Source organism: Bartonella machadoae (assembly GCF_022559585.1).
Lineage (GTDB): Bacteria > Pseudomonadota > Alphaproteobacteria > Rhizobiales > Rhizobiaceae > Bartonella > Bartonella machadoae.
Genome location: NZ_CP087114.1, coordinates 33,847 through 59,527 on the forward strand (window position 1 = coordinate 33,847; position 25,681 = coordinate 59,527).

Annotated in this window: 36 protein-coding genes and 2 pseudogenes; 11 read left to right on the top strand and 27 right to left on the bottom strand. The window is 42.1% G+C overall.

Going from position 1 to position 25,681, the window contains the following annotated elements:
• The first annotated feature begins 305 nt into the window (after positions 1-305).
• Entirely contained in the window at positions 306-1,037 is a 732-nt protein-coding gene (locus LNM86_RS00140; protein ID WP_241437983.1) for a Rha family transcriptional regulator, read from the top strand.
• Entirely contained in the window at positions 1,034-1,312 is a 279-nt protein-coding gene (locus LNM86_RS00145; RefSeq protein WP_241437984.1) for a hypothetical protein, read from the top strand. The genes LNM86_RS00140 and LNM86_RS00145 overlap by 4 nt, the downstream gene beginning before the upstream one ends.
• A 50-nt stretch (positions 1,313-1,362) precedes the next feature.
• Here the strand turns inward: LNM86_RS00145 and LNM86_RS00150 are convergent, their stop codons facing one another.
• The 4 genes from LNM86_RS00150 to bgtA (LNM86_RS00165) are packed head-to-tail and all read right to left on the bottom strand — an operon-like array spanning position 1,363 to position 2,599.
• Positions 1,363-1,581: a hypothetical protein gene (locus LNM86_RS00150; protein ID WP_241437985.1), complete on the bottom strand. Its 219-nt coding sequence runs from the start codon at positions 1,579-1,581 to the stop codon at positions 1,363-1,365.
• The gene (locus tag LNM86_RS00155; RefSeq protein WP_241437986.1) at positions 1,574-1,780 is read right to left on the bottom strand and encodes a hypothetical protein; all 207 of its coding nucleotides are present in this window, start codon (positions 1,778-1,780) and stop codon (positions 1,574-1,576) included. Before LNM86_RS00155 ends, LNM86_RS00150 begins: the two co-directional genes overlap by 8 nt.
• Positions 1,713-1,940 (bottom strand): hypothetical protein, encoded by a 228-nt coding sequence (locus tag LNM86_RS00160; protein WP_241437987.1) that lies wholly within the window; start codon positions 1,938-1,940, stop codon positions 1,713-1,715. The genes LNM86_RS00155 and LNM86_RS00160 overlap by 68 nt, the downstream gene beginning before the upstream one ends.
• Complete coding sequence (gene bgtA, locus LNM86_RS00165; RefSeq protein ID WP_241437988.1) at positions 1,937-2,599, bottom strand: gene transfer agent endolysin BgtA; 663 nt, start codon at positions 2,597-2,599, stop codon at positions 1,937-1,939. Before bgtA (LNM86_RS00165) ends, LNM86_RS00160 begins: the two co-directional genes overlap by 4 nt.
• 159 nt (positions 2,600-2,758) lie before the next feature.
• Here bgtA (LNM86_RS00165) and LNM86_RS00170 point away from each other — a divergent pair, with 159 nt between their 5' ends.
• Together LNM86_RS00170 and LNM86_RS00175 are read left to right on the top strand one after the other, a co-directional pair.
• A complete protein-coding gene (locus tag LNM86_RS00170) occupies positions 2,759-3,067 on the top strand; it encodes a type II toxin-antitoxin system RelE/ParE family toxin (RefSeq protein ID WP_241437989.1) in 309 nt (102 codons plus the stop codon).
• Entirely contained in the window at positions 3,048-3,368 is a 321-nt protein-coding gene (locus tag LNM86_RS00175; protein ID WP_241437990.1) for an addiction module antidote protein, read from the top strand. Before LNM86_RS00170 ends, LNM86_RS00175 begins: the two co-directional genes overlap by 20 nt.
• A 38-nt stretch (positions 3,369-3,406) precedes the next feature.
• Here LNM86_RS00175 and LNM86_RS00180 read toward each other — a convergent pair.
• Positions 3,407-4,420: pseudogene (locus LNM86_RS00180) on the bottom strand (contractile injection system protein, VgrG/Pvc8 family); the annotation flags it as partial.
• 198 nt (positions 4,421-4,618) lie between these two features.
• On the opposite strand from LNM86_RS00180, the gene LNM86_RS00185 reads away from it, so the two are divergent.
• The 3 genes from LNM86_RS00185 (at position 4,619) to LNM86_RS00195 (ending at position 7,064) form a co-directional block, all read left to right on the top strand.
• Positions 4,619-5,776 (top strand): tyrosine-type recombinase/integrase, encoded by a 1,158-nt coding sequence (locus LNM86_RS00185; RefSeq protein ID WP_241437991.1) that lies wholly within the window; start codon positions 4,619-4,621, stop codon positions 5,774-5,776.
• A gap of 272 nt (positions 5,777-6,048) precedes the next feature.
• Positions 6,049-6,789, top strand: coding sequence for an antA/AntB antirepressor family protein (locus LNM86_RS00190; RefSeq protein WP_241437992.1), 741 nt, complete (start codon positions 6,049-6,051; stop codon positions 6,787-6,789).
• On the top strand, positions 6,786-7,064 hold the full coding sequence (locus LNM86_RS00195; protein ID WP_241437993.1) for a hypothetical protein: 279 nt from the start codon (positions 6,786-6,788) through the stop codon (positions 7,062-7,064). The genes LNM86_RS00190 and LNM86_RS00195 overlap by 4 nt, the downstream gene beginning before the upstream one ends.
• 48 nt (positions 7,065-7,112) lie before the next feature.
• Here the strand turns inward: LNM86_RS00195 and LNM86_RS00200 are convergent, their stop codons facing one another.
• From LNM86_RS00200 to bgtA (LNM86_RS00215), 4 genes are read right to left on the bottom strand one after another with little or no spacing between them, the layout of a single operon-like run.
• A complete protein-coding gene (locus LNM86_RS00200; protein ID WP_241437985.1) occupies positions 7,113-7,331 on the bottom strand; it encodes a hypothetical protein in 219 nt (72 codons plus the stop codon).
• Entirely contained in the window at positions 7,324-7,530 is a 207-nt protein-coding gene (locus tag LNM86_RS00205; RefSeq protein ID WP_241437986.1) for a hypothetical protein, read from the bottom strand. The genes LNM86_RS00200 and LNM86_RS00205 overlap by 8 nt, the downstream gene beginning before the upstream one ends.
• Positions 7,463-7,690, bottom strand: coding sequence for a hypothetical protein (locus tag LNM86_RS00210; RefSeq protein ID WP_241437987.1), 228 nt, complete (start codon positions 7,688-7,690; stop codon positions 7,463-7,465). The genes LNM86_RS00205 and LNM86_RS00210 overlap by 68 nt, the downstream gene beginning before the upstream one ends.
• Positions 7,687-8,349, bottom strand: a complete 663-nt coding sequence (bgtA, locus tag LNM86_RS00215; RefSeq protein WP_241437994.1) for a gene transfer agent endolysin BgtA — start codon at positions 8,347-8,349, stop codon at positions 7,687-7,689. The genes LNM86_RS00210 and bgtA (LNM86_RS00215) overlap by 4 nt, the downstream gene beginning before the upstream one ends.
• 159 nt (positions 8,350-8,508) lie before the next feature.
• Here bgtA (LNM86_RS00215) and LNM86_RS00220 point away from each other — a divergent pair, with 159 nt between their 5' ends.
• Together LNM86_RS00220 and LNM86_RS00225 are read left to right on the top strand one after the other, a co-directional pair.
• The gene (locus LNM86_RS00220; protein WP_241437995.1) at positions 8,509-8,817 is read left to right on the top strand and encodes a type II toxin-antitoxin system RelE/ParE family toxin; all 309 of its coding nucleotides are present in this window, start codon (positions 8,509-8,511) and stop codon (positions 8,815-8,817) included.
• Positions 8,798-9,118, top strand: a complete 321-nt coding sequence (locus LNM86_RS00225) for an addiction module antidote protein (RefSeq protein WP_241437996.1) — start codon at positions 8,798-8,800, stop codon at positions 9,116-9,118. The genes LNM86_RS00220 and LNM86_RS00225 overlap by 20 nt, the downstream gene beginning before the upstream one ends.
• Before the next feature lie 38 nt (positions 9,119-9,156).
• Here the strand turns inward: LNM86_RS00225 and LNM86_RS00230 are convergent, their stop codons facing one another.
• The 8 genes and pseudogenes from LNM86_RS00230 to LNM86_RS00265 form a co-directional block, all read right to left on the bottom strand.
• On the bottom strand, positions 9,157-10,467 hold the full coding sequence (locus LNM86_RS00230) for a phage late control D family protein (RefSeq protein ID WP_241437997.1): 1,311 nt from the start codon (positions 10,465-10,467) through the stop codon (positions 9,157-9,159).
• Positions 10,464-10,688 (bottom strand): tail protein X, encoded by a 225-nt coding sequence (locus tag LNM86_RS00235; protein ID WP_241437998.1) that lies wholly within the window; start codon positions 10,686-10,688, stop codon positions 10,464-10,466. The genes LNM86_RS00230 and LNM86_RS00235 overlap by 4 nt, the downstream gene beginning before the upstream one ends.
• The gene (locus tag LNM86_RS00240; protein WP_241437999.1) at positions 10,685-11,065 is read right to left on the bottom strand and encodes a phage tail protein; all 381 of its coding nucleotides are present in this window, start codon (positions 11,063-11,065) and stop codon (positions 10,685-10,687) included. The genes LNM86_RS00235 and LNM86_RS00240 overlap by 4 nt, the downstream gene beginning before the upstream one ends.
• 5 nt (positions 11,066-11,070) lie before the next feature.
• A pseudogene (locus tag LNM86_RS00245) lies at positions 11,071-13,205 on the bottom strand (phage tail tape measure protein).
• Positions 13,202-13,390 carry a GpE family phage tail protein gene (locus tag LNM86_RS12890; protein WP_372712459.1) on the bottom strand — a complete coding sequence of 63 codons (189 nt, stop codon included), beginning with the start codon at positions 13,388-13,390 and terminating at the stop codon, positions 13,202-13,204. The pseudogene LNM86_RS00245 and the gene LNM86_RS12890 overlap by 4 nt, the downstream one beginning before the upstream one ends.
• A complete protein-coding gene (locus LNM86_RS00255; RefSeq protein WP_241438000.1) occupies positions 13,315-13,599 on the bottom strand; it encodes a phage tail assembly protein in 285 nt (94 codons plus the stop codon). The genes LNM86_RS12890 and LNM86_RS00255 overlap by 76 nt, the downstream gene beginning before the upstream one ends.
• A gap of 2 nt (positions 13,600-13,601) precedes the next feature.
• Positions 13,602-14,108, bottom strand: a complete 507-nt coding sequence (locus tag LNM86_RS00260) for a phage major tail tube protein (protein ID WP_241438001.1) — start codon at positions 14,106-14,108, stop codon at positions 13,602-13,604.
• The gene (locus tag LNM86_RS00265; protein ID WP_241438002.1) at positions 14,108-15,499 is read right to left on the bottom strand and encodes a phage tail sheath subtilisin-like domain-containing protein; all 1,392 of its coding nucleotides are present in this window, start codon (positions 15,497-15,499) and stop codon (positions 14,108-14,110) included. Before LNM86_RS00265 ends, LNM86_RS00260 begins: the two co-directional genes overlap by 1 nt.
• A gap of 37 nt (positions 15,500-15,536) precedes the next feature.
• Between LNM86_RS00265 and LNM86_RS00270 the strand changes: the two genes are divergently transcribed.
• Complete coding sequence (locus LNM86_RS00270; RefSeq protein WP_241438003.1) at positions 15,537-15,722, top strand: Rha family transcriptional regulator; 186 nt, start codon at positions 15,537-15,539, stop codon at positions 15,720-15,722.
• A 328-nt stretch (positions 15,723-16,050) separates the two neighbouring features.
• Positions 16,051-16,572: a Rha family transcriptional regulator gene (locus LNM86_RS00275; RefSeq protein WP_241438004.1), complete on the top strand. Its 522-nt coding sequence runs from the start codon at positions 16,051-16,053 to the stop codon at positions 16,570-16,572.
• A gap of 66 nt (positions 16,573-16,638) precedes the next feature.
• On the opposite strand, the gene LNM86_RS00280 is transcribed toward LNM86_RS00275, so the two are convergent.
• The 10 genes from LNM86_RS00280 to LNM86_RS00325 all read right to left on the bottom strand — a co-directional run bounded on the left by LNM86_RS00280 (position 16,639) and on the right by LNM86_RS00325 (position 25,652).
• Positions 16,639-16,980 (bottom strand): HigA family addiction module antitoxin, encoded by a 342-nt coding sequence (locus tag LNM86_RS00280; protein WP_241438005.1) that lies wholly within the window; start codon positions 16,978-16,980, stop codon positions 16,639-16,641.
• Positions 16,981-16,990: 10 nt separating this feature from the next.
• A complete protein-coding gene (locus tag LNM86_RS00285; RefSeq protein ID WP_241438006.1) occupies positions 16,991-17,269 on the bottom strand; it encodes a type II toxin-antitoxin system RelE/ParE family toxin in 279 nt (92 codons plus the stop codon).
• A 101-nt stretch (positions 17,270-17,370) separates the two neighbouring features.
• Entirely contained in the window at positions 17,371-17,619 is a 249-nt protein-coding gene (locus LNM86_RS00290; protein ID WP_241438007.1) for a hypothetical protein, read from the bottom strand.
• Between the two features lie 8 nt (positions 17,620-17,627).
• A complete protein-coding gene (locus LNM86_RS00295; RefSeq protein ID WP_241438008.1) occupies positions 17,628-18,944 on the bottom strand; it encodes a Bgr_08870 family protein in 1,317 nt (438 codons plus the stop codon).
• A 76-nt stretch (positions 18,945-19,020) separates the two neighbouring features.
• Complete coding sequence (locus LNM86_RS00300) at positions 19,021-22,164, bottom strand: DUF4815 domain-containing protein (RefSeq protein WP_241438009.1); 3,144 nt, start codon at positions 22,162-22,164, stop codon at positions 19,021-19,023.
• A gap of 1 nt (position 22,165) precedes the next feature.
• Positions 22,166-23,272, bottom strand: a complete 1,107-nt coding sequence (locus LNM86_RS00305; RefSeq protein WP_241438010.1) for a phage tail protein — start codon at positions 23,270-23,272, stop codon at positions 22,166-22,168.
• The gene (locus LNM86_RS00310; protein ID WP_241438011.1) at positions 23,272-24,099 is read right to left on the bottom strand and encodes a baseplate J/gp47 family protein; all 828 of its coding nucleotides are present in this window, start codon (positions 24,097-24,099) and stop codon (positions 23,272-23,274) included. Before LNM86_RS00310 ends, LNM86_RS00305 begins: the two co-directional genes overlap by 1 nt.
• Positions 24,096-24,437 (bottom strand): GPW/gp25 family protein, encoded by a 342-nt coding sequence (locus LNM86_RS00315; RefSeq protein WP_241438012.1) that lies wholly within the window; start codon positions 24,435-24,437, stop codon positions 24,096-24,098. Before LNM86_RS00315 ends, LNM86_RS00310 begins: the two co-directional genes overlap by 4 nt.
• Entirely contained in the window at positions 24,434-25,123 is a 690-nt protein-coding gene (locus LNM86_RS00320) for a phage baseplate assembly protein V (RefSeq protein WP_241439031.1), read from the bottom strand. The genes LNM86_RS00315 and LNM86_RS00320 overlap by 4 nt, the downstream gene beginning before the upstream one ends.
• Positions 25,104-25,652: a hypothetical protein gene (locus LNM86_RS00325; RefSeq protein WP_241438013.1), complete on the bottom strand. Its 549-nt coding sequence runs from the start codon at positions 25,650-25,652 to the stop codon at positions 25,104-25,106. Before LNM86_RS00325 ends, LNM86_RS00320 begins: the two co-directional genes overlap by 20 nt.
• Positions 25,653-25,681: the final 29 nt, after the last annotated feature.

Sequence of the window (25,681 nt, forward strand, 5' to 3'; positions counted from 1 at the left end):
GATTATTTGCGTAATTTATTTATTTTGTTGCTTGACAATATGGCATCAATGTGTCTAGTATCGAATCAGGTGCCTGAAAAACGCCTTAAATCGATAGCGGACAGATTGCCGAAACAATCTTTTTCCGCCAATTAAAAGCTTTGACTCATTATATGTTACACGCATATAATGCTCTCGTCGGGTGTGGTTGCGCTATACAATACTCTTACGGGGAAAGCGTAACGACGGACTATCGACCGTGTTTTTCAGCACCCGGCGCTCTTTATAGAGTGTCAATGAAAAACCTTTAATCGATAGGAGTTATCATGAATACTTTTATAGAAACTGTGGGAAACACTGCTAATAGTAGTGCAGCGGTTCAGACTATGTCTAGTCGTGAAATCGCCGAATTATGTAACAAAAGACATGATCATGTTATGCGCGATATTAAGCAAATGCTTGAAGAAATTAACGCCCCCAAATTTGGGGTGGTTGATTTTATCGGTAGTTACGTTGATGCAAAAGGTGAAAGTCGTCCTTGCTACCATCTCCCCAAGCGTGAGTGTTTAATCCTCGTCTCAGGTTACAGCACTGCTTTACGAGCAAAAATTATTGACCGTTGGCAAGAATTGGAAAAGCAGATTACAACATCTCAGATTGACTACTCAAGTCCTCAAGCAATGATTGGTTTCTTGAATCACTTACAAAGTCAAATCGAGCAGAAAGATCATGTAATTGCTAAGTTAGAACCCAAAGCAAAGGCGCTTGATGGTTTAAAACGCTCTGATGGTCTGTTTGGTTTGATTGAAGCCGCAAAGATGCTTGAAGTACGACCTAAGGACTTAACCGATTACTTGCGTAAACATGATTGGGTCTATCGAAGAGCTCCAAGTGGTCCTTTGTTACCCTATCAGGATAAGATCAAGAAAGGTTTGATGGATTGCCCTGCTATTACTATTCAAAGACCCGATGGCACAGAAAAGGTGCTTCCTTCAACCAAAATCACATCCAGAGGATTGGCTTGCTTGAGAGAACAAATCCATGGAGATGTGCAATGAATACCAGTATCGATTTTTTATGTGATTTGTGGATGGCGCTATCTCAATTTTCTAACCATCAAGGCATTGGAGATAAAGACTGTAAGGCATTGGTTGAAGTCATGGGCATTGTAGAAAAAGCTTTGATTTTGAAACTTCAAGATGACGTGCCAAATATTACAAAGATTCTAGCAGTTCTTACAGACTTTGGAGCTTCAGAGTTTCCTACGGCTATAGATCCTTTTTTAAAAGCTTATGCTCCAAATTTAGAAAATCCTATTGTGAAAGCCGCTTAAACAAAAACATATCCCTTCCCACTTCCAAAAATGGGGAGGGAATAAAGCTTTTAGTTTTTCGAAAACCACTGTTTTAAGTGTGCAAAAACATTGTCTATTGCATCCATAATCCGAGCAAAGTCAAGGATGAGTAAAAAGAGAAAGAAGGCTATCCACTTCATAAAACGAGACATCATTTTTACATTTTGATAGGTGATGATCATTTCTTGAAGCATTTCTTTTTCTGCTTCTGTAAGCGCGGCAGTTTTTTTAGTGTTTTTTCTAGCCATGTTTCCACCCACACAAATATTCACCTTGCTTGTTATGCTTTAAGATCTCTCTTGCTAAGTTTGAACTGATGGCGTTTAAATCTTGGCGCTGCAAATATATCGGCAACCAACCCACACAAGAAGAAGCAACTTTATTTGTCGCGCAACCAGTGAGAGAGATCAGTACGCACATCAGCATCACTTTTTTGATTAATTTCATTTTCCACCTCAAGCCGTGTTGTTGCAGTCTTTAAAGCCTTCTCTGTTTGCTTTTGCTGTTCAGTTTTTTTGCCAAGAACAAAAGCTTTTGCTACAATCATAAAAAAAGCGGCTAAAGCCGCACCTGTTAGCATCAGATTTTTTTTCATCCATAAGATCATAATTTGTGCTCCTGAAAGCGTTTGGCGACACAGAAAAGACCGGCACAGGCGGCTAAGACCATAATGGTTGCTAATGCCCATTGGATAGGACCATTGCCCGCTAACAAGCCTCCAAGTCCTGAGAAAGAACCAATGATTGGGGCAAGGGCTTCTGCTTTGAAAATCCCCATTGGCTGTTTGGTTTCTACTGGTTGATAATTGGAGGAAACATAAGCGCCTTTTGCCCATAAGCCTGCTTCTGCTGTACGTCGGTGTACGAGACCTTGAAGGCGCTTTCCACCCGCTTTGGTCCATTTTTGTAATTCAAAGGGCACTGCTTCATATTCACCTTGATTGAGTTTTTTTAACAGTGTCGAATTGCAAAAGGCTGCTGTTCCTACATTATAACAAAAGGACACGAGTGCCGCGAATTGTTCGTCTGTTAAGGAAACTTGAACGACTCGTTCAACAGTATTCTCAAATTGTTGCAAATCATGGCAAAGAAACTCTTCTGCTTGCTCTTCAGTGATTGTCATGCCCTTATGAACAAAGGGTTTTCCAGCAGAATTTGTATGTCCATAACCAATGGTCCATATACCAATGGCATCTTTATAGGCGTTTAGACGCAAGCCTTCCCATTGTTTAATCAGTGCTAATCCTTCTGATGATATTTTTCTCATAGGTTTCTCCATAAAAAAAGCTCCGCACAAGGCAGAGCTGGATTAAAAAGTGAATCTTTTTCCTCTTCGAAAAGACGGCTTATTAAAACTTATGTAGCTTTTTCACTGGAACATAAGAATATATTTGACATTGTCTGTTATGTATCTTATAAGTTACAAATGTTTACAGTGCATAAAACAAAATACTTTATGAAATGGCTAGATTCTTTAAAAGACAAGATTGCGCAGGCACATGTTGTTACACGGATTGCAAGAATAGAAACAGGGTTTCTTGGTAATGCAAAATTTTTCCGTGGGATTGGAGAATTAAAAATAAATCACGGACCAGGCTATCGTGTTTATTTTTTCAAACAAGGAAAAGAGATCATTTTATTACTTAATGGTGGCGATAAATCTACTCAGCAAAAAGATATTGAAAAAGCTCTTCAATTAGTAAAGGAAATAAAAAATGGAAATCACCAAATTTGATACAAGCGAATATTTCAAAACGCCTGAAACGCAGAAAATTCTTTTACAAGATGCTCTTGAAAGCAAGGATAGTAAATATCTTGCACATGCTCTTGGCATAATAGCAAAAAACCAAGGGATGAGTAAAATTGCTCAAAATACAGGGCTATCAAGAGAGTCCCTTTATCGTTCTTTAAGTGACAAAGGTGACCCACGGCTTTCTACTTTTCTCAGTGTTTTGAGTGCTTTAGATTTGCAAATCAGTTTAACTCCTGTTCAAAATGATTCTGAGAAACAAACAGTGTTAGAAGAAGCATCTTGATCTTCTCCTCACTTTTTTAATATTTTTGCTAATTTGACTTATATATCTCCTTCATCCATATGGATGACGCCTTCGCCTTCATCATATGTATTTTGTGGAGCATTTGGATCAAGAGTATCATCCTTATCTGGCGTTGTGTTTGCAACATTTCCAGCGGCGTCTTCTTGTCCTTCATCAAAAAGTTCGCACTCTATTTTTGTGGTGTAACCACCCGTTTTATCAAGCTTGTGCTTGACGCTTTTGATACGCCATTCTGCTGGTATATAAGGACGGAAAGGGGGCTCTTGAACAAGCTTTGCCTCTGCTTGCACAAAGGGATCACCACCAATATCACAGGAGAAAGAAGATTTACCCCGTGACGATTTGTTACGATAAGCAGCAATAGCTGCAACAGCCTCTGATTGATTATGGTAGGTATATTTGAGTTCATGAAACGGTGAATGACCGGATTTGACTTCTTTCTTTTCACCACTGCGGATATCATAATAGGTTGCGATAACGCCGCCTTTTTTCTCTTGTTTTTGCTTCTCCGCTTCTTTTTCTGTTTTTTCTCCTCTCTCTGCTTCAGATGGTTCTGGTAGATCATTTTCATCCATATGGATGGTATTTTCATCCTCCTCTATCTCTTCTGGTGCACGTGCATCTGCTGCGGCTTTTTGGTCCTCACCACCATCGGTTTCTAGACCATTGGCTGCACCTGCTTCATCCCGTGCGCTGTATTTAAAATCCCAAGATGTGCACTGTTTCTCATGAAGAACCACTACGGGAAGTGTCTCGCCGGTGATGGCTTTGCCTTCCCCCCGTTTGGCAAGGACAAGCTTACCATCAACAGGCTTTGCTACCGCATCATATTCCTCTGCAAGGCGGGCGGCAAAAGCCATATCACTTTCAGCTGTTTGATCAATATGACGCACAACAATTTTCGCAAGAGAAGGGTCAACCTTTGCGGTATAACCATTACGCTGTGCGATTTCTTGAACAATATTGCCAAGTGTTTGCTGGTGATAAGATTGGCTTTTGGGTGTTCTATAAGATGTGTTCATTGCCGCGGCAGAGCAGGCTTTATTAGCAAGAATCAAATAGTATAAAGATGTGCAAGACCATATTGATGTATATAATTTTTTATGTTCCAATAAAAAAAATAAGTATTAAAGAAAAAATCTCAAATCAGAAATTAAAGGTGGTCTAAAAGGTGGACCAAAAAAGGTGGAGGGGCAATGCCTGAAAAGGTGGACGAGAGGGGGTGTTAAGTGAGGGCGATTCACCGGTTATCAGCATCATTCGTAAAGACGTCTCCACAGGGTAAGTATTGTGATGGGGCGGGGCTATGGTTAAATGTTCGAAAAGACAATACGCGTTCTTGGTTTTTTCGCTATACGCACCACAATAAGCGCCGTGAAATGGGGCTTGGTCCTGTTACAAAGCTTTCTTTAAAAGAAGCGCGCGAACTTGCTAGGCATTATAGTGATATTCTTAAAGAAGGTAATGATCCTATTGTTTTTAGAGAACAGACTATTTTAAAACAGCAAAGCAATATCTTTCAAGAAGTTGCGCAAGCGGCTTTTGAAAGCAAAAAAGCAGAGTTGAAAAATGAAGGGAAAAATGGTCGTTGGTTTTCTCCATTAGAGTTGCACGTTATTCCACACATAGGCAAATTATCTATAGAAAAATTGACAGCCAATATCATTCGCAATGTTCTTGCTCCACTTTGGCATGAAAAAGCAGATACAGCGCGAAAAGCACTGAATCGTATCAATATTTGCTTGAAATATGCTGCTGCTCTTGGCTTAGATGTTGACCTACAGGCTTGTATGAAAGCACGAGCTCTTTTAGGAAAATCACGTGCGACATCGACGAATATTCCTGCTATGCCTTGGCAAGAACTTCCAGATTTTTATCACAACTTAGAGGATAATATCCTTTCAAATTTAGCACTAAAATTACTAATTTTGACAGGTGCTCGATCATATCCATTGCGCTATTTGCGTCTTGAGCAGATTGATAAAAATATATGGACCATACCCAAAGAAAATATGAAAGGTATTGTAGGAAAAGTTTCAGACTTTCGTGTGCCACTGAGTAGTGAAGCTATGAAAGTGATTGAAAAAACTCTGCCTTTTGAAAAAAAGGGCTTTCTATTTGCGGGGCTTAAAGGAAAACCAATTTCTGATGCAACGCTTTCTAAATTCATGAAAGACAAAGGCTTTGATTATAGACCTCATGGTTTTAGATCGAGTCTTCGTGACTGGATAGCGGAGACAACATCAACACCATTTGAAATTGCAGAATCTGTTCTTGCGCATTCAGTTGGTAATTCAGTGACAAAAGCTTACATGCGAACAGACTTCTTAGAGCAACGGCGTGTTCTTTTGGAGCAATGGGCATCTTTTGTATCAAGAAGTGCTTGACAATATAGACCCAATGTGTCTATTGTCGAATCAGGTGCCTAACAAACACCTTAAATGCATAGCGGATTGGTTGCCGAAACAATCTTTTTCCGCCAATTAAAAGCTTTGACTCATTATATGTTACACGCATATAATGATCCCGTCGGGTGTAGTTATGCTATACAATACCCTTATGGGGAAAGCATAACGACGGACTATGCACCGTGTTTGTTAGCGCCCGGCACTCTTTTTGAGTGTCATTAACAAACGTCTAACTGCATAGGAGCCGAATTATGGCGCAATATTTAATTAATATAAATCAAACTGAAATTGATGGTGAATTAGTTCAAACCGTTAACGCACGTGAGTTACATGCATTTTTGGAAGTAAAACGAGATTTTTCCAATTGGATTAAAGATCGCATAAACAAATACGATTTAAAAGAGGGAAGAGATTATATTTTAACGCTCGCCAAAATTGGCGAACGTCAAAATGTAGTATTAAAAGAATATTACCTCATACTAAATGTCGCCAAAGAACTTTCTATGCTTGAGAACAATCAGAAAGGCAGAGAAGCTCGTTTGTACTTTATCGAATGCGAAAAACTTGCAAAGCAGGCAGTCTTACCGAAGATTGATTATTCAAGTCCACAAGCTATGATTGGTTTCTTGAACCACTTACAAAGCCAAATCGAGCAGAAAGATCATGTAATTGCTGAGCTAGAGCCTAAGGCAAAGGCGCTTGATGGTTTAAAACGTTCTGATGGCTTGTTTGGTCTTATTGAATCTGCAAAAATGTTAGAAGTACGACCAAAAGATCTAACCGATTATTTGCGTAAACATGATTGGGTCTATCGACGGGCTCCGGGTGCTCCTTTGTTACCCTATCAGGATAAAATCAAAAAAGGTCTCATGGATTGCCCTGCTATCACAATTCAAAGACCGGATGGTACAGAAAAAGTGCTCCCTTCAACAAAAATCACATCTAGAGGATTGGCTTGCTTGAGAGAACAAATCCATGGAGGTGTGCAATGAAGGTAGATACCAATTTTTTATGTGATTTGTGGATGGATTTGTTTCAGTTTGTCAATTGTGAAGATATTAAAGATAAAGACTGTAGCGCACTGGTTGAAGTCATGGGCATTGTAGAAAAAGCTTTGATTTTAAAACTTCAGGATGACGTGCCAAATATTACAAAAATTTTAGCAGTCCTTACAGGTTTTGGAACTTCAGAATTACCGCATATCATGAATCCATTATTGCAAGCTTATGCTCCAAGTTTAGAAAATCCTATTGTGAAAGCTGCTTAAGTAAAACATATCCCTTCCCACTTCAAAAGTGGGGAGGGGATAAGGCTTTTAGTTCTTTGAAAACCACTGTTTTAAGTGTGCAAAAACATTGTCTATTGCATCCATAATCCGAGCAAAGTCAAGGATGAGTAAAAAGAGAAAGAAGGCTATCCACTTCATAAAACGAGACATCATTTTTACATTTTGATAGGTGATGATCATTTCTTGAAGCATTTCTTTTTCTGCTTCTGTAAGCGCGGCAGTTTTTTTAGTGTTTTTTCTAGCCATGTTTCCACCCACACAAATATTCACCTTGCTTGTTATGCTTTAAGATCTCTCTTGCTAAGTTTGAACTGATGGCGTTTAAATCTTGGCGCTGCAAATATATCGGCAACCAACCCACACAAGAAGAAGCAACTTTATTTGTCGCGCAACCAGTGAGAGAGATCAGTACGCACATCAGCATCACTTTTTTGATTAATTTCATTTTCCACCTCAAGCCGTGTTGTTGCAGTCTTTAAAGCCTTCTCTGTTTGCTTTTGCTGTTCAGTTTTTTTGCCAAGAACAAAAGCTTTTGCTACAATCATAAAAAAAGCGGCTAAAGCCGCACCTGTTAGCATCAGATTTTTTTTCATCCATAAGATCATAATTTGTGCTCCTGAAAGCGTTTGGCGACACAGAAAAGACCGGCACAGGCGGCTAAGACCATAATGGTTGCTAATGCCCATTGGATAGGACCATTGCCCGCTAACAAGCCTCCAAGTCCTGAGAAAGAACCAATGATTGGGGCAAGGGCTTCTGCTTTGAAAATCCCCATTGGCTGTTTGGTTTCTACTGGTTGATAATTGGAGGAAACATAAGCTCCTTTTGCCCATAAGCCTGCTTCTGCTGTACGCCGATGTACAAGACCTTGAAGGCGCTTTCCACCCGCTTTGGTCCATTTCTGTAATTCAGAGGGCACTGCTTCATATTCACCTTGATTGAGTTTTTTTAACAGTGTTGAATTGCAAAAGGCTGTTGTTCCTACATTATAACAAAAGGATACGAGTGCCGCGAATTGTTCGTCTGTTAAGGAAACTTGAACAGCGTGTTCAACAGCATTCTCAAATTGTTGCAAATCATGGCAAAGAAACTCTTCTGCTTGTTCTTCAGTGATTATCATGCCCTTATGAACAAAGGGTTTTCCAGCAGAATTTGTATGCCCATAACCAATGGTCCATATACCAATGGCATCTTTATAGGCGTTTAGACGCAAGCCTTCCCATTGTTTAATCAGTGCTAATCCTTCTGATGATATTTTTCTCATAGGTTTCTCCATAAAAAAAGCTCCGCACAAGGCAGAGCTGGATTTAAAAGTGAATCTCTTTCCCCTTCGAAAAGACGGCTTATTAAAAGTTATGTAGTTTTTTCACTGGAACATAAGAATATATTTGACATTGTCTGTTGTGTATCTTATAAGTTACAAATGTTTACAGTGCATAAAACAAAATACTTTATGAAATGGTTAGATTCTTTAAAAGACGAGATTGCGCAGGCACATGTTGTTACACGGATTGCAAGAATAGAAACAGGGTTTCTTGGTAATGCAAAATTTTTCCGTGGGATTGGAGAATTAAAAATAAATCACGGACCAGGCTATCGTGTTTATTTTTTCAAACAAGGAAAAGAGATCATTTTATTACTTAATGGTGGCGATAAATCTACTCAGCAAAAAGATATTGAAAAAGCTCTTCAATTAGTAAAGGAAATAAAAAATGGAAATCACCAAATTTGATACAAGCGAATATTTCAAAACGCCTGAAACGCAGAAAATTCTTTTACAAGATGCTCTTGAAAGCAAAGATAGTAAATATCTTGCACATGCTCTTGGCATAATAGCAAAAAACCAAGGGATGAGTAAAATTGCTCAAAATACAGGGCTATCAAGAGAGTCCCTTTATCGTTCTCTAAGTGATAAAGGTGACCCACGGCTTTCTACTTTTCTCAGTGTTTTGAGTGCTTTAGATTTGCAAATCAGTTTAACTCCTGTTCAAAATAATTCTGAGAAACAAACAGTGTTAGAAGAAGCATCTTAATCTTTTCTTCACTTTTTTAATATTTTTGCTAATTTGACTTATATATCTCCCTCATCCATATGGATGACGCCTTCACCTTCCTCATATGCATTTTGTGGAGCGTTTGGATCAAGAGTATCATCCTTGTCTGGCGTTGTGTTTGCAACATTTCCAGCTGCATCTTCTTGTCCTTCATCAAAAAGTTCGCACTCTATTTTTGTGGTGTAACCACCCATTTTATCAAGCTTGTGCTTGACGCTTTTGATGCGCCATTCTGCTGGTATATAAGGACGGAAAGGGGGCTCTTGAACAAGCTTTGCCTCTGCTTGCACAAAGGGATCACCACCAATATCACAGGAGAAAGAAGATTTGCCCCGTGATGATTTGTTACGATAAGCGGCAATGGCTGCAACAGCCTCTGATTGATTATGATAGGTATATTTGAGTTCATGAAACGGTGGATGACCGGATTTGACTTCTTTCTTTTCACCACTGCGTAGATCATAATAGGTTGCGATAACGCCGCCTTTTTTCTCTTGTTCTTGCTTCTCCGCTTCTTTTTCTGTTTTTTCTCCTTTCTCTGGTTCAGATGGTTCTGGTAGATCATTTTCATCCATATGGATGGCGTTTTCATCCTCCTCTATCTCTTCTGGTGCACGAGCATCCGCTGCGGCTTTTTGGTCCTCACCACCATCCATTTCTAGACCATTGGCTGCACCTGCTTCATCCCGTGCGCTGTATTTAAAATCCCAAGAGGTGCAATGTTTCTCATGAAGAACCACTACGGGGAGTGTCTCGCCGGTGATGGCTTTACCTTCCCCCCGTTTGGCAAGGACTAGCTTACCATCAACAGGCTTTGCTACCGCGTCATATTCCTCTGCAAGGCGGGCGGCAAAAGCCATATCACTTTCAGATGTTTGATCAATATGACGCACAACAATTTTCGCAAGAGAAGGGTCAACCTTTGCGGTATAACCATTACGCTGTGCGATCTCTTGAACAATATGGCCAAGTGTTTGCTGGTGATAAGATTGGCTTTTTGGTGTTCTATAAGACGTGTTCATCGCCGCAGCACGTCCTGTAACAGTTAAGCTTTGTGGTGGACTGCTTACAGAGATTTCATCTATCAGATAGGCTCCCATATCGCGTATTTTGTCGCCCTCATAGCCAAGTGTTACGGAAAGAACTGTTCCGATGAGGGGTATATCAAGAAAGCCATTATCACTGTTGCGTGCACGGTCATCAAGCTCTATGGTGATACGGTCGCTTTTGTCTTCTGCCTCATCGGTTATTTCAATTGATAAAACATAATCTATGAGAGTTTTGGTGATGTCTTGTCCATTTGCCATAACCATGCAAAAAGGTTTCATGATTTGCTGCCCCAAATTCTAATCACCGGTGTGGCTTTGGGATAGGGGAGGGAGGGCAAAATGATTGTGATGCCTGCTGTCAAAATGGGTCCATAGTCTGCAAGCCCTAAATTTGCTGCATAGACACGTTCGACAGCAAGCGATTGTTGACCTTTAGCATAATATTTCCAACAAATGGCATCAACCATATCGCCTTCTTTGGTCCTATAAAGATCACTCATAGGTCTCCACCATACTCTCTCAGTTTTACTGTAAATTCTTGTTTTTTGGGGGCACCGTTATAATGAAAAACGCTTTGCTTTTCTTCTACAGAAAGGATGACAAACTTCCCTAAAATTTTGCCTTGCCCTGTTACAAGAATGTGAGGTCCCTGATGGGCAATTTGCCGCAAATATTCGAGTTGTCCATGCCCACCTTTGAAGTCTGGATAGATCACACCCGTTAAGGAAAATTCCGCATTTGCAACAGCAGGCAATTGAAGAGCGGCTTTTCGTCCCAATCGTCCTTGCTCGACCCATGGTATACCATAAGACAGATCAAGAGTTTGATAGGCTGCTGTTTCAATCGAAAAAATAAAACTACCCAAAGCAAGCATCATGGTCTTTAATCCGAAAGGCTAGAGGCTATCGCCAAACGTTGCTGTTTGGCATAGCGTTCAAGAGCTTGATTGACAGCGTCTCTGATTTCGTCTTTGAGACCATTTGGCACTGAAATATTTAAATTTGTAATGGTTACACGGGCATCTACTTCAACATCTTTATGAACCGTAATTGGTTTGGGAGCTTTGAAGGCATCTGCTTTTGCATTGGGAGTTTCTATATGCCTTGTTTCAAGTGACCCTAGATTAAAACCACTGTTGCTTTTTCCAAAGGGGGACTTGGTGACAACAGCGGTATCCATTATTCTTTTTGCACGTGCATTGGTTTCATCGGTAAAGGTTTTAATCGTTTCTGTTGAAGTTTTATTGATTGAAACATTGAAACCAAGTTTTTCTTTCATCCAGTTAGGCATCCAACTGGTTAATTTGCTTATCATGCCGCTAAACCAATTGCATAGAGCGGTCCATTGGCTTTTGATGCCGTCCCACAAGCTGCCAATGAGATTAGCCCCTGCATCCATTAAATTGACGCCAAACAACCAATCAATCAATGCGTTGATTTTTTTGCTATCCAGTAGAGTGGTGAAAACTTTTTAAAGAGAGTAAAGAGTTTACTGAAAGTGTTACTGAACAAACTGGCAAAAGAATCCCATAACTTGCTTATGAAATTTACGACTGTATTCCAGTTTTTGTAGAGCAGATATCCAGCTGTGACAAGCGCCGCAATGCCTCCGATTATCCAACCGATAGGAGTGGTCATGATTGCGACACCAAGTGATATAAAAGCAGAACCAACGGCAGTTATTGCTGGAATAAGTGAAGTGACAAGAGTTACAGCAAGACCGGCAACTGCATAAGCTGCTGGTGCCATTGCCGCAAGGAATGCTCCGGTAAGAACTGCTCCAACTGCGGCTAAAGATGCTGCGACCCAACCATTGAGTTTGTCCCAATATTTATAGAGTGCAACAAGTGCCGCAATACCCCCAATGAGCCAACCAATAGGTGTTGTCATGATTGTATAGCCAAGCGTGACAAAAGATGCGCCCACGGCAGCTAATGCAGCAATGAGTGGACCAAAAATAAAGGAACCAAGCGCTATAAGACCTACTTTTAACAGGGTTATTTCACCAACAAGCGGTTTCATCCAGAAAAACCAGCCTTTAATCCTCTCGGTAAGATCGCTGATGCCTTTTCTCAAATCAGAGGTAGGATCAAGCAAATCATGAAAGACTTTTTTTAAGGTTTTAGCCCATCCAGAAACGGTTGTTTTTATGAGATCACGGTTTTCGTCAATCAGTTTTTCAAAAGCGTCAATCATATCGTTGAGAATGGGCATAAAGCGTGCGCCAATAAAGCTCGCGATACCGCCTATTTTTTTCTTAAAAGCACCAAGCTTATCACTTAAATCTGCGGCATAGCGTGCAACATCGGCACCAATTAACCATTTTCCTTTCCGTGCTTTTGCAAACAGCTCTTTGATGGGAGCCATCCCTTGCGCAAGCATGGCTGCCATTTCTTTGCCATCGCCACCAAACAGCAGAGCAGCAATATGCTGTCTTTGCGCTTGGTTGTTCATCTTACTCATCTTATCGGTAATTTCTTCTAACAAGGTAGAGTTTGATTTGAGTTTTCCAGAGGCATCTTTGACAGAAATGCCAAGCGCCTCAAACCCCATAATGCCTCTTTTTTGTCCGGCATATGCTTGTGCCGAACGCCTATTTAAAGTTGCTAAGGATTGTTGAAAAAGTTCAGAAGAGTATCCTGAATTGTCTGCCGCATCACCCCATAACTGAAGCGCTGTGACACTCATTCCCAAATGCCGTGATGCGTGATGAAGACTATCCTCAAGATGCATGGTTTTCATGGTGACGGCGGTGACACTTGCGATAAGACCTCCACCGGCAAGCCCTAAAGCACCGGTAAAGAGCGAAGCACGGCTTGCCGCTGTACCAAGAGCACTTTGAACGCCTTGCAAACGTGATGTCATATTTTTTACCGCAGCAGAAAAGCGAGGGATACTCAATCTATGGGAGAGTGTCTTTGACAATGTATCAAATCTTTTTTGAAGATGTTTAAGAGGTGCGGTAAGTTTGTCTTCAAGAGACAATTTTACCTTTGCATCAGCAACTTTTTCACTCATTTTGATTTATACCTTTCCGCTGCTTGTTTTCGCCAGAAGATTAATTCTTGCGGTTCCATTTCCATCATGTCTGCAAGGGACCAATGAAAAACGATGGCAATATCCGCTATCAGTTGAGCGGCGGTTTCCCAGTCGAGGTATCCCGCCGCTTGATAAAAGACTCTAAAATTTCTCCAATGCTCGATAAGTCACTAATATCGAGTTCTCCAACAGCTTCATGGGGCCATCCAGAAAGGCGGGCAACCATAGCAATTGTTTGTTCAACACCTTCCTTTTTGTCGATTGCTTGCACATCTTTTGTTTTGGGGCGCTGTAAGGTAATTGTAGTATGCTCTTTTCCTTCAAAGGTCACAGGGATAAGCAATTGATGCGTCATGCTTGATTGTACGGTCATTTTTATATTCCTAAAAAGTTTTTATGTTCTGCTAATTGATTAACACCATTGAATTTTCTGATTAAGTTGAGGACATCTATCTCAACAATTTCAACATCCTTCTGAACATATTTGAAATACTGTAATGTAAATGTAGCAGTAGATGTTGCTTTGCTTCCCGGTTGCCATTCTGCCATTTCAAAGCCTTTGCAAAGCCCCCTCATGGTAATGACAACACCTTCTGCTGGTGTGCCTTGTGCTTGCATTGAACTTCGCAATGAAATGTTTACATCAGAGCGCCCTAACAGTGCCATCAGTTCTGGAGAGCAATCAGAAATGGTCATAGTGAGGATGAGTGTTTCAAGCCCAAGATCAATCTCAAGAGAGCTATCCATGCCACCACCGCGATAGCCTTCAACAACCAAACTTAAATTTGGCAGCGTCACGCTTTCGCATTTTGCCTGATAGGGAATACCATCAACAAAAATGTTAAAATATTTTAGAACTCTCGGTAAAACGGGTACAGTCATTAAAAGATCTCCTCTAGGTAGTCATTGATGATGCGTGAACGGAATGTGATATGTTCTGCTGGTGTTGTTGGTGTAAATTCAACATTGAAATAGACTCTGCCGCTCTCAATAGCGCTTGCTGTATTCAACTCTGGATCAGGCGTGCACTGCCCACCGAGAATGGCACCTTGCGCTTTTAAATCACGCAAATAGGCATTGACGCTTTCACTCACATCACTCATGTAGGTTTTTTTGATATTGCGGTCGACCGCCCACATATGCCCACGCAAGATGGCGTCATTAATCATATCCGCGGTTCTCACAACGGATAAGAAAGCGAATTTTGTATCGCTTGAAAGGGTACGATTGCCCCAAAGACGATAACCATTCTCACGAATAATTGTTGTGATGTTTTGTTCATTGAGAAGGTTGGCACGGCTTGATCTGTCACCAATGGAAAAATCAATCGGGCGGGTAATTCCTACAATGCCATTGATCACTTTGTTTGAAGGGGAATGCCAAAAACCATGTGTGAAATCTGTTTTGGCAATGACACCAGCAACTGCTGCACTTGCCGGCTGTTCTAGGATTTCTCCATTACGATTTACCTTTACAAAAGGATCAACAATAAGCGCGCGTTTTGAATCAAAATCCTTTGCTGCATCAAGAGCTGCTTCATCGGTTGTGTTTGGTGCGTCAATGATCACAATAGCGCGTAGCCGCTCGGCAATACCAATCAACTCTGCTGCTACAGGATTAGAGGTTACACTGATTTCGGCTTTTGCTGTTGCACCAATGCCATCACCTTCAATCGTTACATTGGGGGCGGTTTGATAATCAAAACCATTGTCCTTGAGAATAATCGAGGTTACTTGTCCATTATCTAGGATTGCTTCTGCTTTTGCACCACCGGCAATTTTAACAGTTGCTTGAGTATAACCACTCCCTTTGTTGGTAACCTCAATCTTGCTAAGGCTAATAGGGCGTTTATGGGTAAAGCCTGGAGCAATCAGAATGCGTGGTGTTTGTCCAAGAAGGGATTGCGCTCCAATCAAAGCATGCACACCTTCATAAGCACCATTTGTATTCACACCGCCTAAAACATTGGTCAATGTTGCACTTTCATTGTCGCCTTCTTGCACACGCACGACAACAACAATAGCACCCACTTGCTTGAAAATGAGATCAAGAGCATTGGGTAGGGTACCTTGACGTTTTCCTGTTTTATCCAGTTTTGCTGCTTGTGAAAGTGAACCGGTAACCAACACCGGCGTATTGAGGGGAAAAGCCTGTTCATCGGCATCGGGTGCTGTGCCGACAATGCCGATAACTGCCGATTGAACTGCACGAAGGGGACGCGTTCCATCGTCCACCTCGACAACTTCAACACCGTGTAAAAAACCTGTTGTCATTATGATGCTCCTTTGCATGGTTGGTGAATAAAAATGAATGGAAAAAATGAGAGATAAAAAACCGTTTTTGAGAACGAATATTGCTGTTACAACCTCTTTGAAAATTGCAGAGGGGGTGAGGCATACTCATAAAACAGTTATGCAGCTGGTTCGTCAAAATATTAAAGACTTTGAAGAATTTGGTTCACTCGCATTTGAAATGCGAGTGAGTAGAAAAGGGTAGCATTTCAAATGCGACCCTTTGGAATAGCAGTATGTGAAATAATTTTTTAAAAGCATATTGACACTAATAAACCCTCATGTTATTCGAATCACAAGTGCTAGAAACACTAAACCATTAGCGGATAGGTCACGTAAGATCTCTCCCATGCATTTAAATACTGATTGTCTTTTATGCTATTATTGGCATATAACGATTTTGTCGGGTGTAGCTATGCTATACAATACCTTCTCACGAGGGGAAGGCATAGCGACGGACTAATGGCCGTGTTTCTAACGCCCGGCACCCTTAGGGGTGTCAATAGAGACATTAAAACCATTAGGAGTTAATCATGAACAATTTAGTAACCATCGACAGTGCTGGTGTTGCCGTCACAACCTCTTTGAAAATTGCAGAGGGTGTGGGGAATAGCCATGCGACTGTCATCAAACTTGTACGCAATAATCGTAAGGATTTTGAAGAATTTGGTTCACTTGGATTTGAAATCCAAGTGAGTAAAAGAGACGGTAAAGGCGGTCAAAAAAGAGAAGTTGCAATCCTCAACGAACCACAAGCAACTTTACTCATGACCTATATGCGTAACAATGATATGGTGCGTGCATTTAAAAAAGCACTTGTTAAAGCTTTTTATGATTTAAAAAACCAGTTAATTGATAATGACCGTGATACACGATTTGCTTTTCCAAGCAACTGGGATGAAATGGGACCTACTGAAAAGGCTGTTTACATTTACGGACCTCTCCACATGCATCTTGTTAAAGCCTTCACATTAGCAGAAGAGAGTAAACATTATAAAACGCTTATTGAAGAAGCCAAACGTGTTTTAGCAAATCCTGTTGCAAAAGTAGTTTAGATTAAAACATAATATCATCTCCTCGTCTTTAAAGGCGGGGAGATGATAAAAGCTCTAGCTATTTTATTAACAACTATGGTCCATTTGTACATTGACTTTTTTACTAGCTTCTAGTGTTGGAATAGAAGAAACATCAATATCACGCTCGGCATGCCAAGCGTCATAATTGGCTTGCATACGTAACCATATGGAAGCTCCATCACCAAACATTTTGCCAAGACAAGCAGAAATAGAAGGAGAGACAGGCTTTTTTGTATTCAGGATATCATAGAGATGTTGGCGTGATATACCGAGCATCTGTGCAATTTCTGACTTTGTTTTGCCAGTCTCTGGAATAATTTCCGCTAAAATTTCTCCTGGATGAGTAGGACAACGGTTTTTGTCTCTTTGCGCAGGAATGTCATTCATAACTGTATCCTTAGTGGTATTGTTCAAGATCAACACGGTAAGCATTACACGAGTCAAATTCAAAAGTGATACACCATGGTCCATTAACGTGAACAGTGTAACGGGTAGGTGAATATCCGATTAAAGAATGAAAGTTAAACCCTGGAAGATTCATATCTTCTGGTCTTTCACAAATATCTAAACGATCAAGACGAATAATGATACGTTTTATAAGTCTTTTATCAATCTTAGATGATTTTCCCGTTTTGAATAATTCTGCTAGTGTTTTGCTTTTAAACGTTTTAATCATTACCTTATATAGCGTAAAAAACCACTTGTGTCAACAAATAGCTTACAATATAAATATTAAAATGGAAAAAACATAAATATCCTATTGGAAAGCCTGATAGATTAGACTTGTTCATCTTTCTCTTGCGGTTCTTTCATAGATTCTACCGCTGCGTCTGTCTCAACCCTTTCAGAAGACAAAGAATTATTTTCTTCATCAATAATGGGAGGAGAGAACACCCCATCTTTATAAGTCCAACCAATTTGCGCTTCACTTGAGGCGATTGCCTCTCCATCAAAAGCATGGACATAATCTTCTGGCGCCACAATAATATTTGTTACCACACCCTTTTCAACAACTGCGTATTCCATAAAAACTCCTATATAAAAAATCTAAACAAGATTGCTCCATCTCCACCATCACCGCTGTTGTAGTTCTCTCCATCTTTTCCAGAAAAATAGCCACCGCCACCACCGCCAGCATCAGCTTGGTTTTTACCGCCTCTGCCACCTTTCCCACCTTTATCACTTTCACCACCAGAACCACCGCCGCCATTACTAGATCCGCCACCACCACCAGCACCACCAAAAATAGAGCTTCCACCGTTATAGCTTCCGCCATCTCCACCATCACCGCCAGAAAAAATAAAGTTTTTAATACTTGAGTAACCTCCTCTTCCTCCGCTCCCTACTGTTTTGGTAACTCCGCTACCGTCAGAGCCTCTATTTCCACCATTTGCAACGAGAAGATCTTTAATAATCGTTGCCCCACCATTACCATTTTTACCACCACAACCAATTTGAATATTTCTTGATTTTCTAAGTTGAGATCCTTTAATTTGAATGCGTACACATTCTCCCCCACCGCCTCCACCGCCACCGTAGTAGGTATACGTGGCACGACCGTTATAAGTATTTTTTAACCAGCCTCCAGTCCCTCCACTACCACCAGCACCCCATGCCCATATTTCGATTTCTGTGTTATCGGTCATACCTTCAGGAAACGGAATAGTGCCGCTTTCTGTCATGAGGATTTCGACAGGTTTTTTGGTTAATGAAGCCACCAATTTATCTATTTCACTTTTCGTATAAACAGCTTCACCATCAACTTTTAGTGGTCCTTTAAGCGTGCTTCCTGTTGCAGTTAAATTTGTTACCACTTCACCATTGTGGATGAGGTTCAGGGATGAGTTGCCTAAAAGCTCTAAGCTATCACCAATGGTGACTTTGCTGGTAAACTTATTGTAATTTTGCCATTCATTGGCTTGTGCTAAGTGCCCATAGCTTGTCAGATCTTCGTTAATCTTGGCTCTAAACGCATCAAGACCGACAATATCTTCAATTTTGTGTTGGTGTGCTCCAAGAAGCGAGACAGCACTGCCAAAGGTAAAATGATTGTTGCTAGCTTTGTAGAGAACATAATTGTTGGCGGCATCCTTAGCGCCCTCGATATCGCCCAAATCAGCAAAGGTGAAGGTTTTGTCTGCTGCCATTTTGCCTTTAAGGGCTGTTTCAAGATCTGCAACATCCCCTATGCTATGTGTGTGTTTTGCAGGGGCTTTTTCGTCTAGCTTTTCCTCAACTTCCATTATGGCTTGATCAAGTTTTGTCAAGTTCTCACGCAAAATAGGGAATTCAGAACTGATAAAACGCCCTTCTTTAGGCAATTCCATTGCAAGCTTTTTGGTTTTTGTCATTTCCATTCTCCAAGTCTCTAAAGCGGTCCAACATCCCATCTTTCCCCCAAATTCCATCTTTCAAAGCGAGGAGGGATCACAAAATACCGGCACCAAAATCACGCAGCATTGAACGTGCCGAAGGTCCACCGGTGAGTGTGAGTTTCAAGCGCGCTTGCTTTGCTGTTTGGTCGTGACTGATAAATTTTCGCTCTGTCCAAAGCGGTTCCGTAAGTTGTTCTGTTTCCTCTAAGGTGAGGGGGGTAAAAGCACCATCATCCAGTTGCATCTCGAGGGTGAATGTGGAGCCGCCTGGTAAAAAGGTCTTGATATAGCTGGTCAATCTTGCCTTCTCACCAAAGGCAAAAGCACGGGTAATATAGGTTGCTGTGTTATGGATCTTGCCGGCAATCAACTGAACAGGAGCAAACAGAACCGGTGAGAGTTTCTCCGTGCCTTTAAGAATGGCACGTAATTGAACTGTCTCACTGATATATTCGGTAAGGCTTAACAATTGAAAGGGTAAGAGTTGATAAATTGTGCCATTGTTTCTTTCAATTTCAAAGATCACCGAACAATCACTAGAAGGCAATTCAACCGCGGCACGGATTTGCAAATCAGAACAATCAACAAGGTCAAAGGTGCCAAGATCAATGGTTTTTGTTGTTTGTCTGTAGCGTGCTGCCAAGACACGAAAAGCTAAAGCTTCATCTTGATGAGCACTCCATGTTTGCGCATTGACAGAGGAAAAACGAGGACCGGTCACATAGGGGTGGCTTGAGACAAATCTTTGCTGTTCTTCATCAAACCCCCCAAGCTTTGCCAAGGAGAGAGAATGATCGGCATCATCGGTCTTAATGACAAAAGCCGTTAAGCGGTCATTGGGCACGAGGAGTGGGACATCATAGCGTGCCTGTGCCCATCCGGTTTTTGCCCCCTTCATGGAATAAAAGCTTTGGGCTTGGATATCGGCGGTGGGATAGCCGTTTTCGGTTGTGACCAAATCAATGACCAGATCATGATTGGGATTGCCGATTTTGCAAAGATGAAAGTCAATACCGGTGATTTGTCGTGTTTCTTCCGGTGTAAAGACTTGCGCTTGCGGGTCCACTTGCGTCCAGATCTTGACTGTTGTGGTGTGTCGCATCACTTTCACATCAATAACACCTTGCCCGGTAAAGAGACCTGTCGCCACTGTTCCCCCTTTGCCTCGTGCTACAACATTTTTGGTGCCGGCAGGAATATTTTCAGGGATTTTGAAAGTGCCTTCCAAAATGCCAGTGCTATTGGCAGCAAGGCGGTTCGCTGGCATGACACTTACACCATCAAAGGTGAGACTGTCTAAAATTTCTCCCTTGCCAAAACCTTCAATTTTAAAGCCAAGGGTAATTTGTCTTAAGAAATCGATTTGTTCTTGATGCGTATTGATGAGATCATCACGCACTTCTGTGTTACGGATAGTGCTACCACGGTTCCATCCCATGTTTAGTTGATTGGTGACACTTGAGAGCCAATCGGTGCGCTGGACATGCCAAAAATCTGTTGCGGGTGTGAGAGTTACTCTACCAGTCAGAGGAGCAAAGTTTTGATAGGGGTTGATTTTTTCGCAAGCGGTTGTCAATTCTTGGGCAATGATCACTTCATTGGTCCAGTCAAGGGTGACAGGAGCCTTTAAAGGGGCGGTGTAAAAGGTTGGATCAATAGCCAGCTGTAAAATGCCATTGCCGACAGCCCCTGTTTGCGTGAACCCTTCATCTCTGTAAGTATCATCAAGGAACGGGTCAGCAAACATGCCTTTTTTGGCAACGGGCTCTTTAGAGTCAACATTGCTTTTAATGCGCTCTAATTGCATCAAGCGATCAAGGGAGAGCACCCGTTGAAAATAACGCCACATCTCATCATAGGGGGCAACACGCGTGCCATCATTGACCACAAGCGGGGTATCCAACCAACTGTTGGTGATGGTGGCAAGGGACAACACATCCTCAGGAACGCTGGGCGCCATGGGATGATCAGCGGAGATTCCTTTGATATAGACAACCGTGCCTTGTGTATTAAGCCCTATACGGTCAATACGGGGCAATTTGTAGGTGTAACTGACAATGATATCCCCTCCTTGCGCACCCCCTGAGACAGTGATTTCCTGTGCCGTGACCTTATCGGCGGTCACTTGTGCACGATAGCGATAGGTTACCGTGTAACTGCTGCCAGGACGCGGTTCATCTCCCACCGGTGCCCAGTCAATGGTATCACCGGTCTTTTTAAAATCCGTTCCTTCTTTGAATTCCTTGTTGCCTTGTGTGACTTTGAGAAAAGAGGTGATGCTTTTATCGGGAACACCATCACGCCCAGCAACGACCGCACCGCGGGTGACAGTGACGGTTTTTTCTTTTGTCAACAAAAGAGAGTGAATATCGGCAATGGGAGCATAATAGCTTTTAAAGGTAAAGCTTGTTTTGCCTTTTTGAGGGGCAAAAATATGGGTTTCACTAGGCACAACGCTTGTCGAAAACTCTTCTTTCTCTTCATGGCGCAAAGCAGCAAGGCGCTTGCGCTTAAAGCCATTGATATTGGCTTCTCCTTCTTGAATGCTAAACACTTGGCAACCATTGTTTGGTCCCAGAGCTGTCACCCTGCATCCACTCACGATATAATGACCATGGGCACGGTCATAAGTCGCAATGGCTTGCATGGCGGGTTCCAGCAGTGAGGGGGACTTTTGATCAATCAAAATGCCATCTTGTAAGATATAAACGGGAAAGAACGTGCCTTGCTGCCCATCCTCTTTGAGTGCCCAAACAAGCTTTGCCGTTTCGCGTGCCGCACCGGGCTCTCCTTGTGCCAAGGTACCGGGAACTTGTCCCAACAGTTCTGGATCATCCTCATGGGTAATCCATGTTTTTTGCAACTTTACACCGATTTCAAGGCGCCCAACCATAGAAACAGCATTCAGAACCGCTTGTGAGACCGGAAAGATATCGCCTGCGATATAGATTTTTCCTTCCGTTAAAGTAACGGTCTTTGTGTCTTTATTGACAAAGGCATCGGCTCGTTCAACACGGTCTCCTTCTTTGGCGACCAAGCGCCCCAAACGGTCATGGCGCCCCCTGATGATGGTTTGCATCTCATTGAGTTCACCACTTTGGATAAAGGGACGTTGCCCATAAAAGACAACGCTTTGTTGTTCGTCTTTGCCGCAAGATCTGTCAATTGCAAAGGGTAAACCACTTTCATGCTTCATGTTAAAACCTCAATAAAATCTTGAATTGCTCGCGAACATCACCGCGCAAAGGAATAGTAACGGGTGTTTTGATGATCTCCACCCCGCCAATCAGTTCATTGCACTCACACCAAAGTTTACCCAAAGGAACGTGTTGTTTGGGGGTTGCATGAACCAAAACAGCAATAGAAGCAGCTTTTCTACCGTCAACATCTTGAAAATCCGTGCGTGCTGCAATAAGAACTGCTGTGCCCCTCGAGGAGGGGTGATAACAATCGCCCAAATGGTGATACACACCCGCTAAATTCTGTTCTACCGGCTGGACAATATTGCATCTGCGATACCCAATGACATCATCCTCACTGTCTTTTAACACGAGATAAAGGGTACGGTTGCAAAACCACTCTGCCATCAAAATATCGCGTTCATGTTTTTTAACAGAACACCAAGGGAAATTTGCCATATCCCATGGATAATCAATCTGCTCCCAACTTAATTCCCCATCCCCGTCATCCATCCAATTGCCAATTAGTGTGCCTTCTTCTTTTGTCAGCCTGTGCTTGATTTCTGTTGTGCGACCAAAGGAAAACAGTGTGTCCCTCGCTGTTAAGCGCACACCGCTCTCATAGTCCAGCAGACTGTCATCAAGGCGTGACATATTGCCTTCCATAGCTTGCACGTCATAACCATTGACACCGCGGCGAAAATCAGAGCGCAAACTTTTGGAAAGTTCTGTAATGGCTTCAATGGCTTCAAGAGCACTTTGTTCAGGCAATTGATCAAAGTAAAGTTGAAAGGAATTCCACCACGCACGCCCTGACCATGCTGGTGTAAATCGTGCTGTAATCTGAAGCCATGCAAGCCCTCTATCAATGGCCGCTAAAGAACCACGCAAACGCTGCCATTGGAGCCCTTGATCAATCAAATCATAGAGGTTTGGAACATAAGGTGTAAGCTCTCCAAGCCCATATTCTTCAATCAACCATGGTAAGAAGCGAGGAGGGCGGGTGATAAGCTTAGAGCGTGAAATCCCCAAAACAGCGCCATCAACATCTTGATGAAAGTCGCAAGCATCGGCAAGGCGCCTTTCAAATTCTGTTGCATTGTTTGGGAGAAGCGCGCCAACCATTAGCGTGCCCGTCCTTTGAAGTTTAAGGTTACCTTACCAATCGCTAAAACCTCTTCATCACCGACGGCTCTGTCTTGTGTTGGTGTAATGGCAATCACTTTCTGGACACCCGCAATCATCAGTTTAGAAACCCACCATGAAAGGCTTAATTCACGACCAATGGCTTGTTCTTTTCGCCATGCTGCTCTTAAATTGGTTTCCATTGTCGTGAGAATTTTCAAGGATGTTTCGGGTAACAGCCAAACATCGGCTTGTAAATCCACCACTTTTTTAACAGCAGCGTGCACAATGATTGTATCATTGGTCATGATGATATTCTTTCTGTGAAGGGCTTGTGAGACTGTTTGTATGAGATCTTCAGATGCTGTGCCTTCTTCATTATTGCCAAAAAGCGCAACATAGATGGTTGGATTTTTGCCTTTACGGTAAATAATGGCATCCTTAACACGGCTATCTGCGGACATGGCTATAAGTTTGTAATAGGGTTCTGTTCCGCTGCCCTTGCCACCACGGGCATGAAGTCTTATGCGTTCGCGATATCTCTCATCACTTTCACCCTCCATGCGGGCAATTCCATGCCAGTTACCCAAAGCGTCAAGAGATTCACCGGTTGCAAAATCAAGAATATTGTTGCGAGCGGCTTCGTTAATACGTTGCCTTAAAAGCAGTTCTCGATAGCTAAAGGCTTCAATGACTTTGACGGCTGGATCACTTTCAAGAACACTATATCCAGGCAACAGTTCTTTTAAACGGTCAAGAGCTGCTGCTCGTATTTCTTCAAAGGAAATTTCTGTAATGATTTCTGGTTTTGCAAGTGCTCCATTCATTTTATCAGCAATCCTTCCATGGTGATGGGCTTGCCTGAGGGCAAATAAAGACCTTCAAAGGACAAGGAAACTTGCCCATTCTCATTCCATTTACAATCAATCTTGTTCAGTTTAAAACGTGGTTCCCACTTGTCTAAAGCCTCGGCAATAGCGGCATAAATACGAACAGCGAAGGCGTCATTGACCGGTACATCAATAATATCCGCAACGTGTGAACCATAATCACGACGCATTACACGCGTACCAATGCGTGTTGATAAAATATCAAGGATTGATTGGCGCAAATGTTCAATGCCGGTCAAGGGCTTTCCTGTGCTACGGTCCATTCCTGTGTTCAATTGGGACCTCCTGTCATGGAGCCACCAGGAACAACACCCCCGTGAACATGGGTTGCTCCTACATTGGTGCCGTTATGGGTCAAACCACTTGAATTCACGGCAACATTGTTAGCAGAATGAAGAGAGAGACTCTCATTGGAATGAAGTGAAACACCACCACCAGCCTGTAAAGAAATATTGCCCTTTGCATTGAAAGTGATATCGCTTTGTGAAACAATTTTTATGCCTTCTGGTGCGGTAAGTTCTAGCTTGCCACCATCACCTTTAAGAGACACGCCATCCGCAATTGTGAGAATGAACTTTCCGCCTGATGTGATCTGAATGCTATAGCTGTTTTGTTCATCATCATATTCAAGGATGGTGCCATCGGGATAAATTGTTCTGTGAATACTGCCTTTATCGGCTGCTTGATTAGCATCGGTATGGATGGAACCAACAATCACCCCTTGCGCTAAATCCCCTGATGATGCCACCACCACCACTTGTTCTCCAACATCCCGTCCTTCATAAGAGCATGTTTTACCGGCGCGGGCTTGGGTATCTGGAATCCAGTCACTGATAAGATTGCCACTTTTTACCCGATAGCGTGCATTTTTATGGTCGATATGGCTAATTGTGCCTACCATAACCATATTTGCGAGACGTCTTTTTAAATCGGTGATGTCTTTATCGCGCCGCTCTAACATGGGGGACCTCGATTTTATGATATTTGTCTTCATTGCCCACACCTGTTTGTGGTGTAAAACCTAGGAAAGGTTCAACAAGTTTTGCGCTTGCACCATCTTCTTGTGTTTCAGGGGAGGGGATATTGGTCACATAAGTGACCTCAAAGGTTAAAATTGCCCCATGGAGTGCTAGAGCACCATTATCGCCAAAGGCAAAAGCGATATTTTGCAGGTGGCATGTTTCTACGGTGTTATTGAGATTGGGATTGGCGTAGAAGATCTCTTCAACTTCCCATGCTAATTGGTCGACAAAACGCGCACCATCTTCTTGTGTCGCATAACATTCAACATCTACGGTTAAGACACGCCGCCTTACTGCATTATCATAGCCATCTTCAATTGTTTCGCTTTGTGTTGAGATATTAATTGCCGGTGTGTTCTCAGCGGAAAAGTTGAAATCACGCATATTAAACACATTGTCACCAGCCGTTGTCTTTGCTGCTTTGATCAATGCAACAAAGCTTTCTCTTATCGTCTCTCTCGGATGCATAAAAGTTCCTGTTTAATTGATGCCATTTT

Bases quoted from the DNA above. Each gene is read 5' to 3' on its own strand.
- LNM86_RS00140 (WP_241437983.1), top strand. From the start codon at position 306: ATGAATACTTTTATAGAAACTGTGGGAAACACTGCTAATAGTAGTGCA.
- LNM86_RS00145 (WP_241437984.1), top strand. From the start codon at position 1,034: ATGAATACCAGTATCGATTTTTTATGTGATTTGTGGATGGCGCTATCT.
- LNM86_RS00150 (WP_241437985.1), bottom strand. From the start codon at position 1,581: ATGGCTAGAAAAAACACTAAAAAAACTGCCGCGCTTACAGAAGCAGAA.
- LNM86_RS00155 (WP_241437986.1), bottom strand. From the start codon at position 1,780: ATGAAATTAATCAAAAAAGTGATGCTGATGTGCGTACTGATCTCTCTC.
- LNM86_RS00160 (WP_241437987.1), bottom strand. From the start codon at position 1,940: ATGATCTTATGGATGAAAAAAAATCTGATGCTAACAGGTGCGGCTTTA.
- bgtA (WP_241437988.1), bottom strand. From the start codon at position 2,599: ATGAGAAAAATATCATCAGAAGGATTAGCACTGATTAAACAATGGGAA.
- LNM86_RS00170 (WP_241437989.1), top strand. From the start codon at position 2,759: ATGTTTACAGTGCATAAAACAAAATACTTTATGAAATGGCTAGATTCT.
- LNM86_RS00175 (WP_241437990.1), top strand. From the start codon at position 3,048: ATGGAAATCACCAAATTTGATACAAGCGAATATTTCAAAACGCCTGAA.
- LNM86_RS00190 (WP_241437992.1), top strand. From the start codon at position 6,049: ATGGCGCAATATTTAATTAATATAAATCAAACTGAAATTGATGGTGAA.
- LNM86_RS00195 (WP_241437993.1), top strand. From the start codon at position 6,786: ATGAAGGTAGATACCAATTTTTTATGTGATTTGTGGATGGATTTGTTT.
- LNM86_RS00200 (WP_241437985.1), bottom strand. From the start codon at position 7,331: ATGGCTAGAAAAAACACTAAAAAAACTGCCGCGCTTACAGAAGCAGAA.
- LNM86_RS00205 (WP_241437986.1), bottom strand. From the start codon at position 7,530: ATGAAATTAATCAAAAAAGTGATGCTGATGTGCGTACTGATCTCTCTC.
- LNM86_RS00210 (WP_241437987.1), bottom strand. From the start codon at position 7,690: ATGATCTTATGGATGAAAAAAAATCTGATGCTAACAGGTGCGGCTTTA.
- bgtA (WP_241437994.1), bottom strand. From the start codon at position 8,349: ATGAGAAAAATATCATCAGAAGGATTAGCACTGATTAAACAATGGGAA.
- LNM86_RS00220 (WP_241437995.1), top strand. From the start codon at position 8,509: ATGTTTACAGTGCATAAAACAAAATACTTTATGAAATGGTTAGATTCT.
- LNM86_RS00225 (WP_241437996.1), top strand. From the start codon at position 8,798: ATGGAAATCACCAAATTTGATACAAGCGAATATTTCAAAACGCCTGAA.
- LNM86_RS00230 (WP_241437997.1), bottom strand. From the start codon at position 10,467: ATGAAACCTTTTTGCATGGTTATGGCAAATGGACAAGACATCACCAAA.
- LNM86_RS00235 (WP_241437998.1), bottom strand. From the start codon at position 10,688: ATGAGTGATCTTTATAGGACCAAAGAAGGCGATATGGTTGATGCCATT.
- LNM86_RS00240 (WP_241437999.1), bottom strand. From the start codon at position 11,065: ATGATGCTTGCTTTGGGTAGTTTTATTTTTTCGATTGAAACAGCAGCC.
- LNM86_RS00255 (WP_241438000.1), bottom strand. From the start codon at position 13,599: ATGACCGTACAATCAAGCATGACGCATCAATTGCTTATCCCTGTGACC.
- LNM86_RS00260 (WP_241438001.1), bottom strand. From the start codon at position 14,108: ATGACTGTACCCGTTTTACCGAGAGTTCTAAAATATTTTAACATTTTT.
- LNM86_RS00265 (WP_241438002.1), bottom strand. From the start codon at position 15,499: ATGACAACAGGTTTTTTACACGGTGTTGAAGTTGTCGAGGTGGACGAT.
- LNM86_RS00270 (WP_241438003.1), top strand. From the start codon at position 15,537: ATGGAAAAAATGAGAGATAAAAAACCGTTTTTGAGAACGAATATTGCT.
- LNM86_RS00275 (WP_241438004.1), top strand. From the start codon at position 16,051: ATGAACAATTTAGTAACCATCGACAGTGCTGGTGTTGCCGTCACAACC.
- LNM86_RS00280 (WP_241438005.1), bottom strand. From the start codon at position 16,980: ATGAATGACATTCCTGCGCAAAGAGACAAAAACCGTTGTCCTACTCAT.
- LNM86_RS00285 (WP_241438006.1), bottom strand. From the start codon at position 17,269: ATGATTAAAACGTTTAAAAGCAAAACACTAGCAGAATTATTCAAAACG.
- LNM86_RS00290 (WP_241438007.1), bottom strand. From the start codon at position 17,619: ATGGAATACGCAGTTGTTGAAAAGGGTGTGGTAACAAATATTATTGTG.
- LNM86_RS00295 (WP_241438008.1), bottom strand. From the start codon at position 18,944: ATGACAAAAACCAAAAAGCTTGCAATGGAATTGCCTAAAGAAGGGCGT.
- LNM86_RS00300 (WP_241438009.1), bottom strand. From the start codon at position 22,164: ATGAAGCATGAAAGTGGTTTACCCTTTGCAATTGACAGATCTTGCGGC.
- LNM86_RS00305 (WP_241438010.1), bottom strand. From the start codon at position 23,272: ATGGTTGGCGCGCTTCTCCCAAACAATGCAACAGAATTTGAAAGGCGC.
- LNM86_RS00310 (WP_241438011.1), bottom strand. From the start codon at position 24,099: ATGAATGGAGCACTTGCAAAACCAGAAATCATTACAGAAATTTCCTTT.
- LNM86_RS00320 (WP_241439031.1), bottom strand. From the start codon at position 25,123: ATGTTAGAGCGGCGCGATAAAGACATCACCGATTTAAAAAGACGTCTC.
- LNM86_RS00325 (WP_241438013.1), bottom strand. From the start codon at position 25,652: ATGCATCCGAGAGAGACGATAAGAGAAAGCTTTGTTGCATTGATCAAA.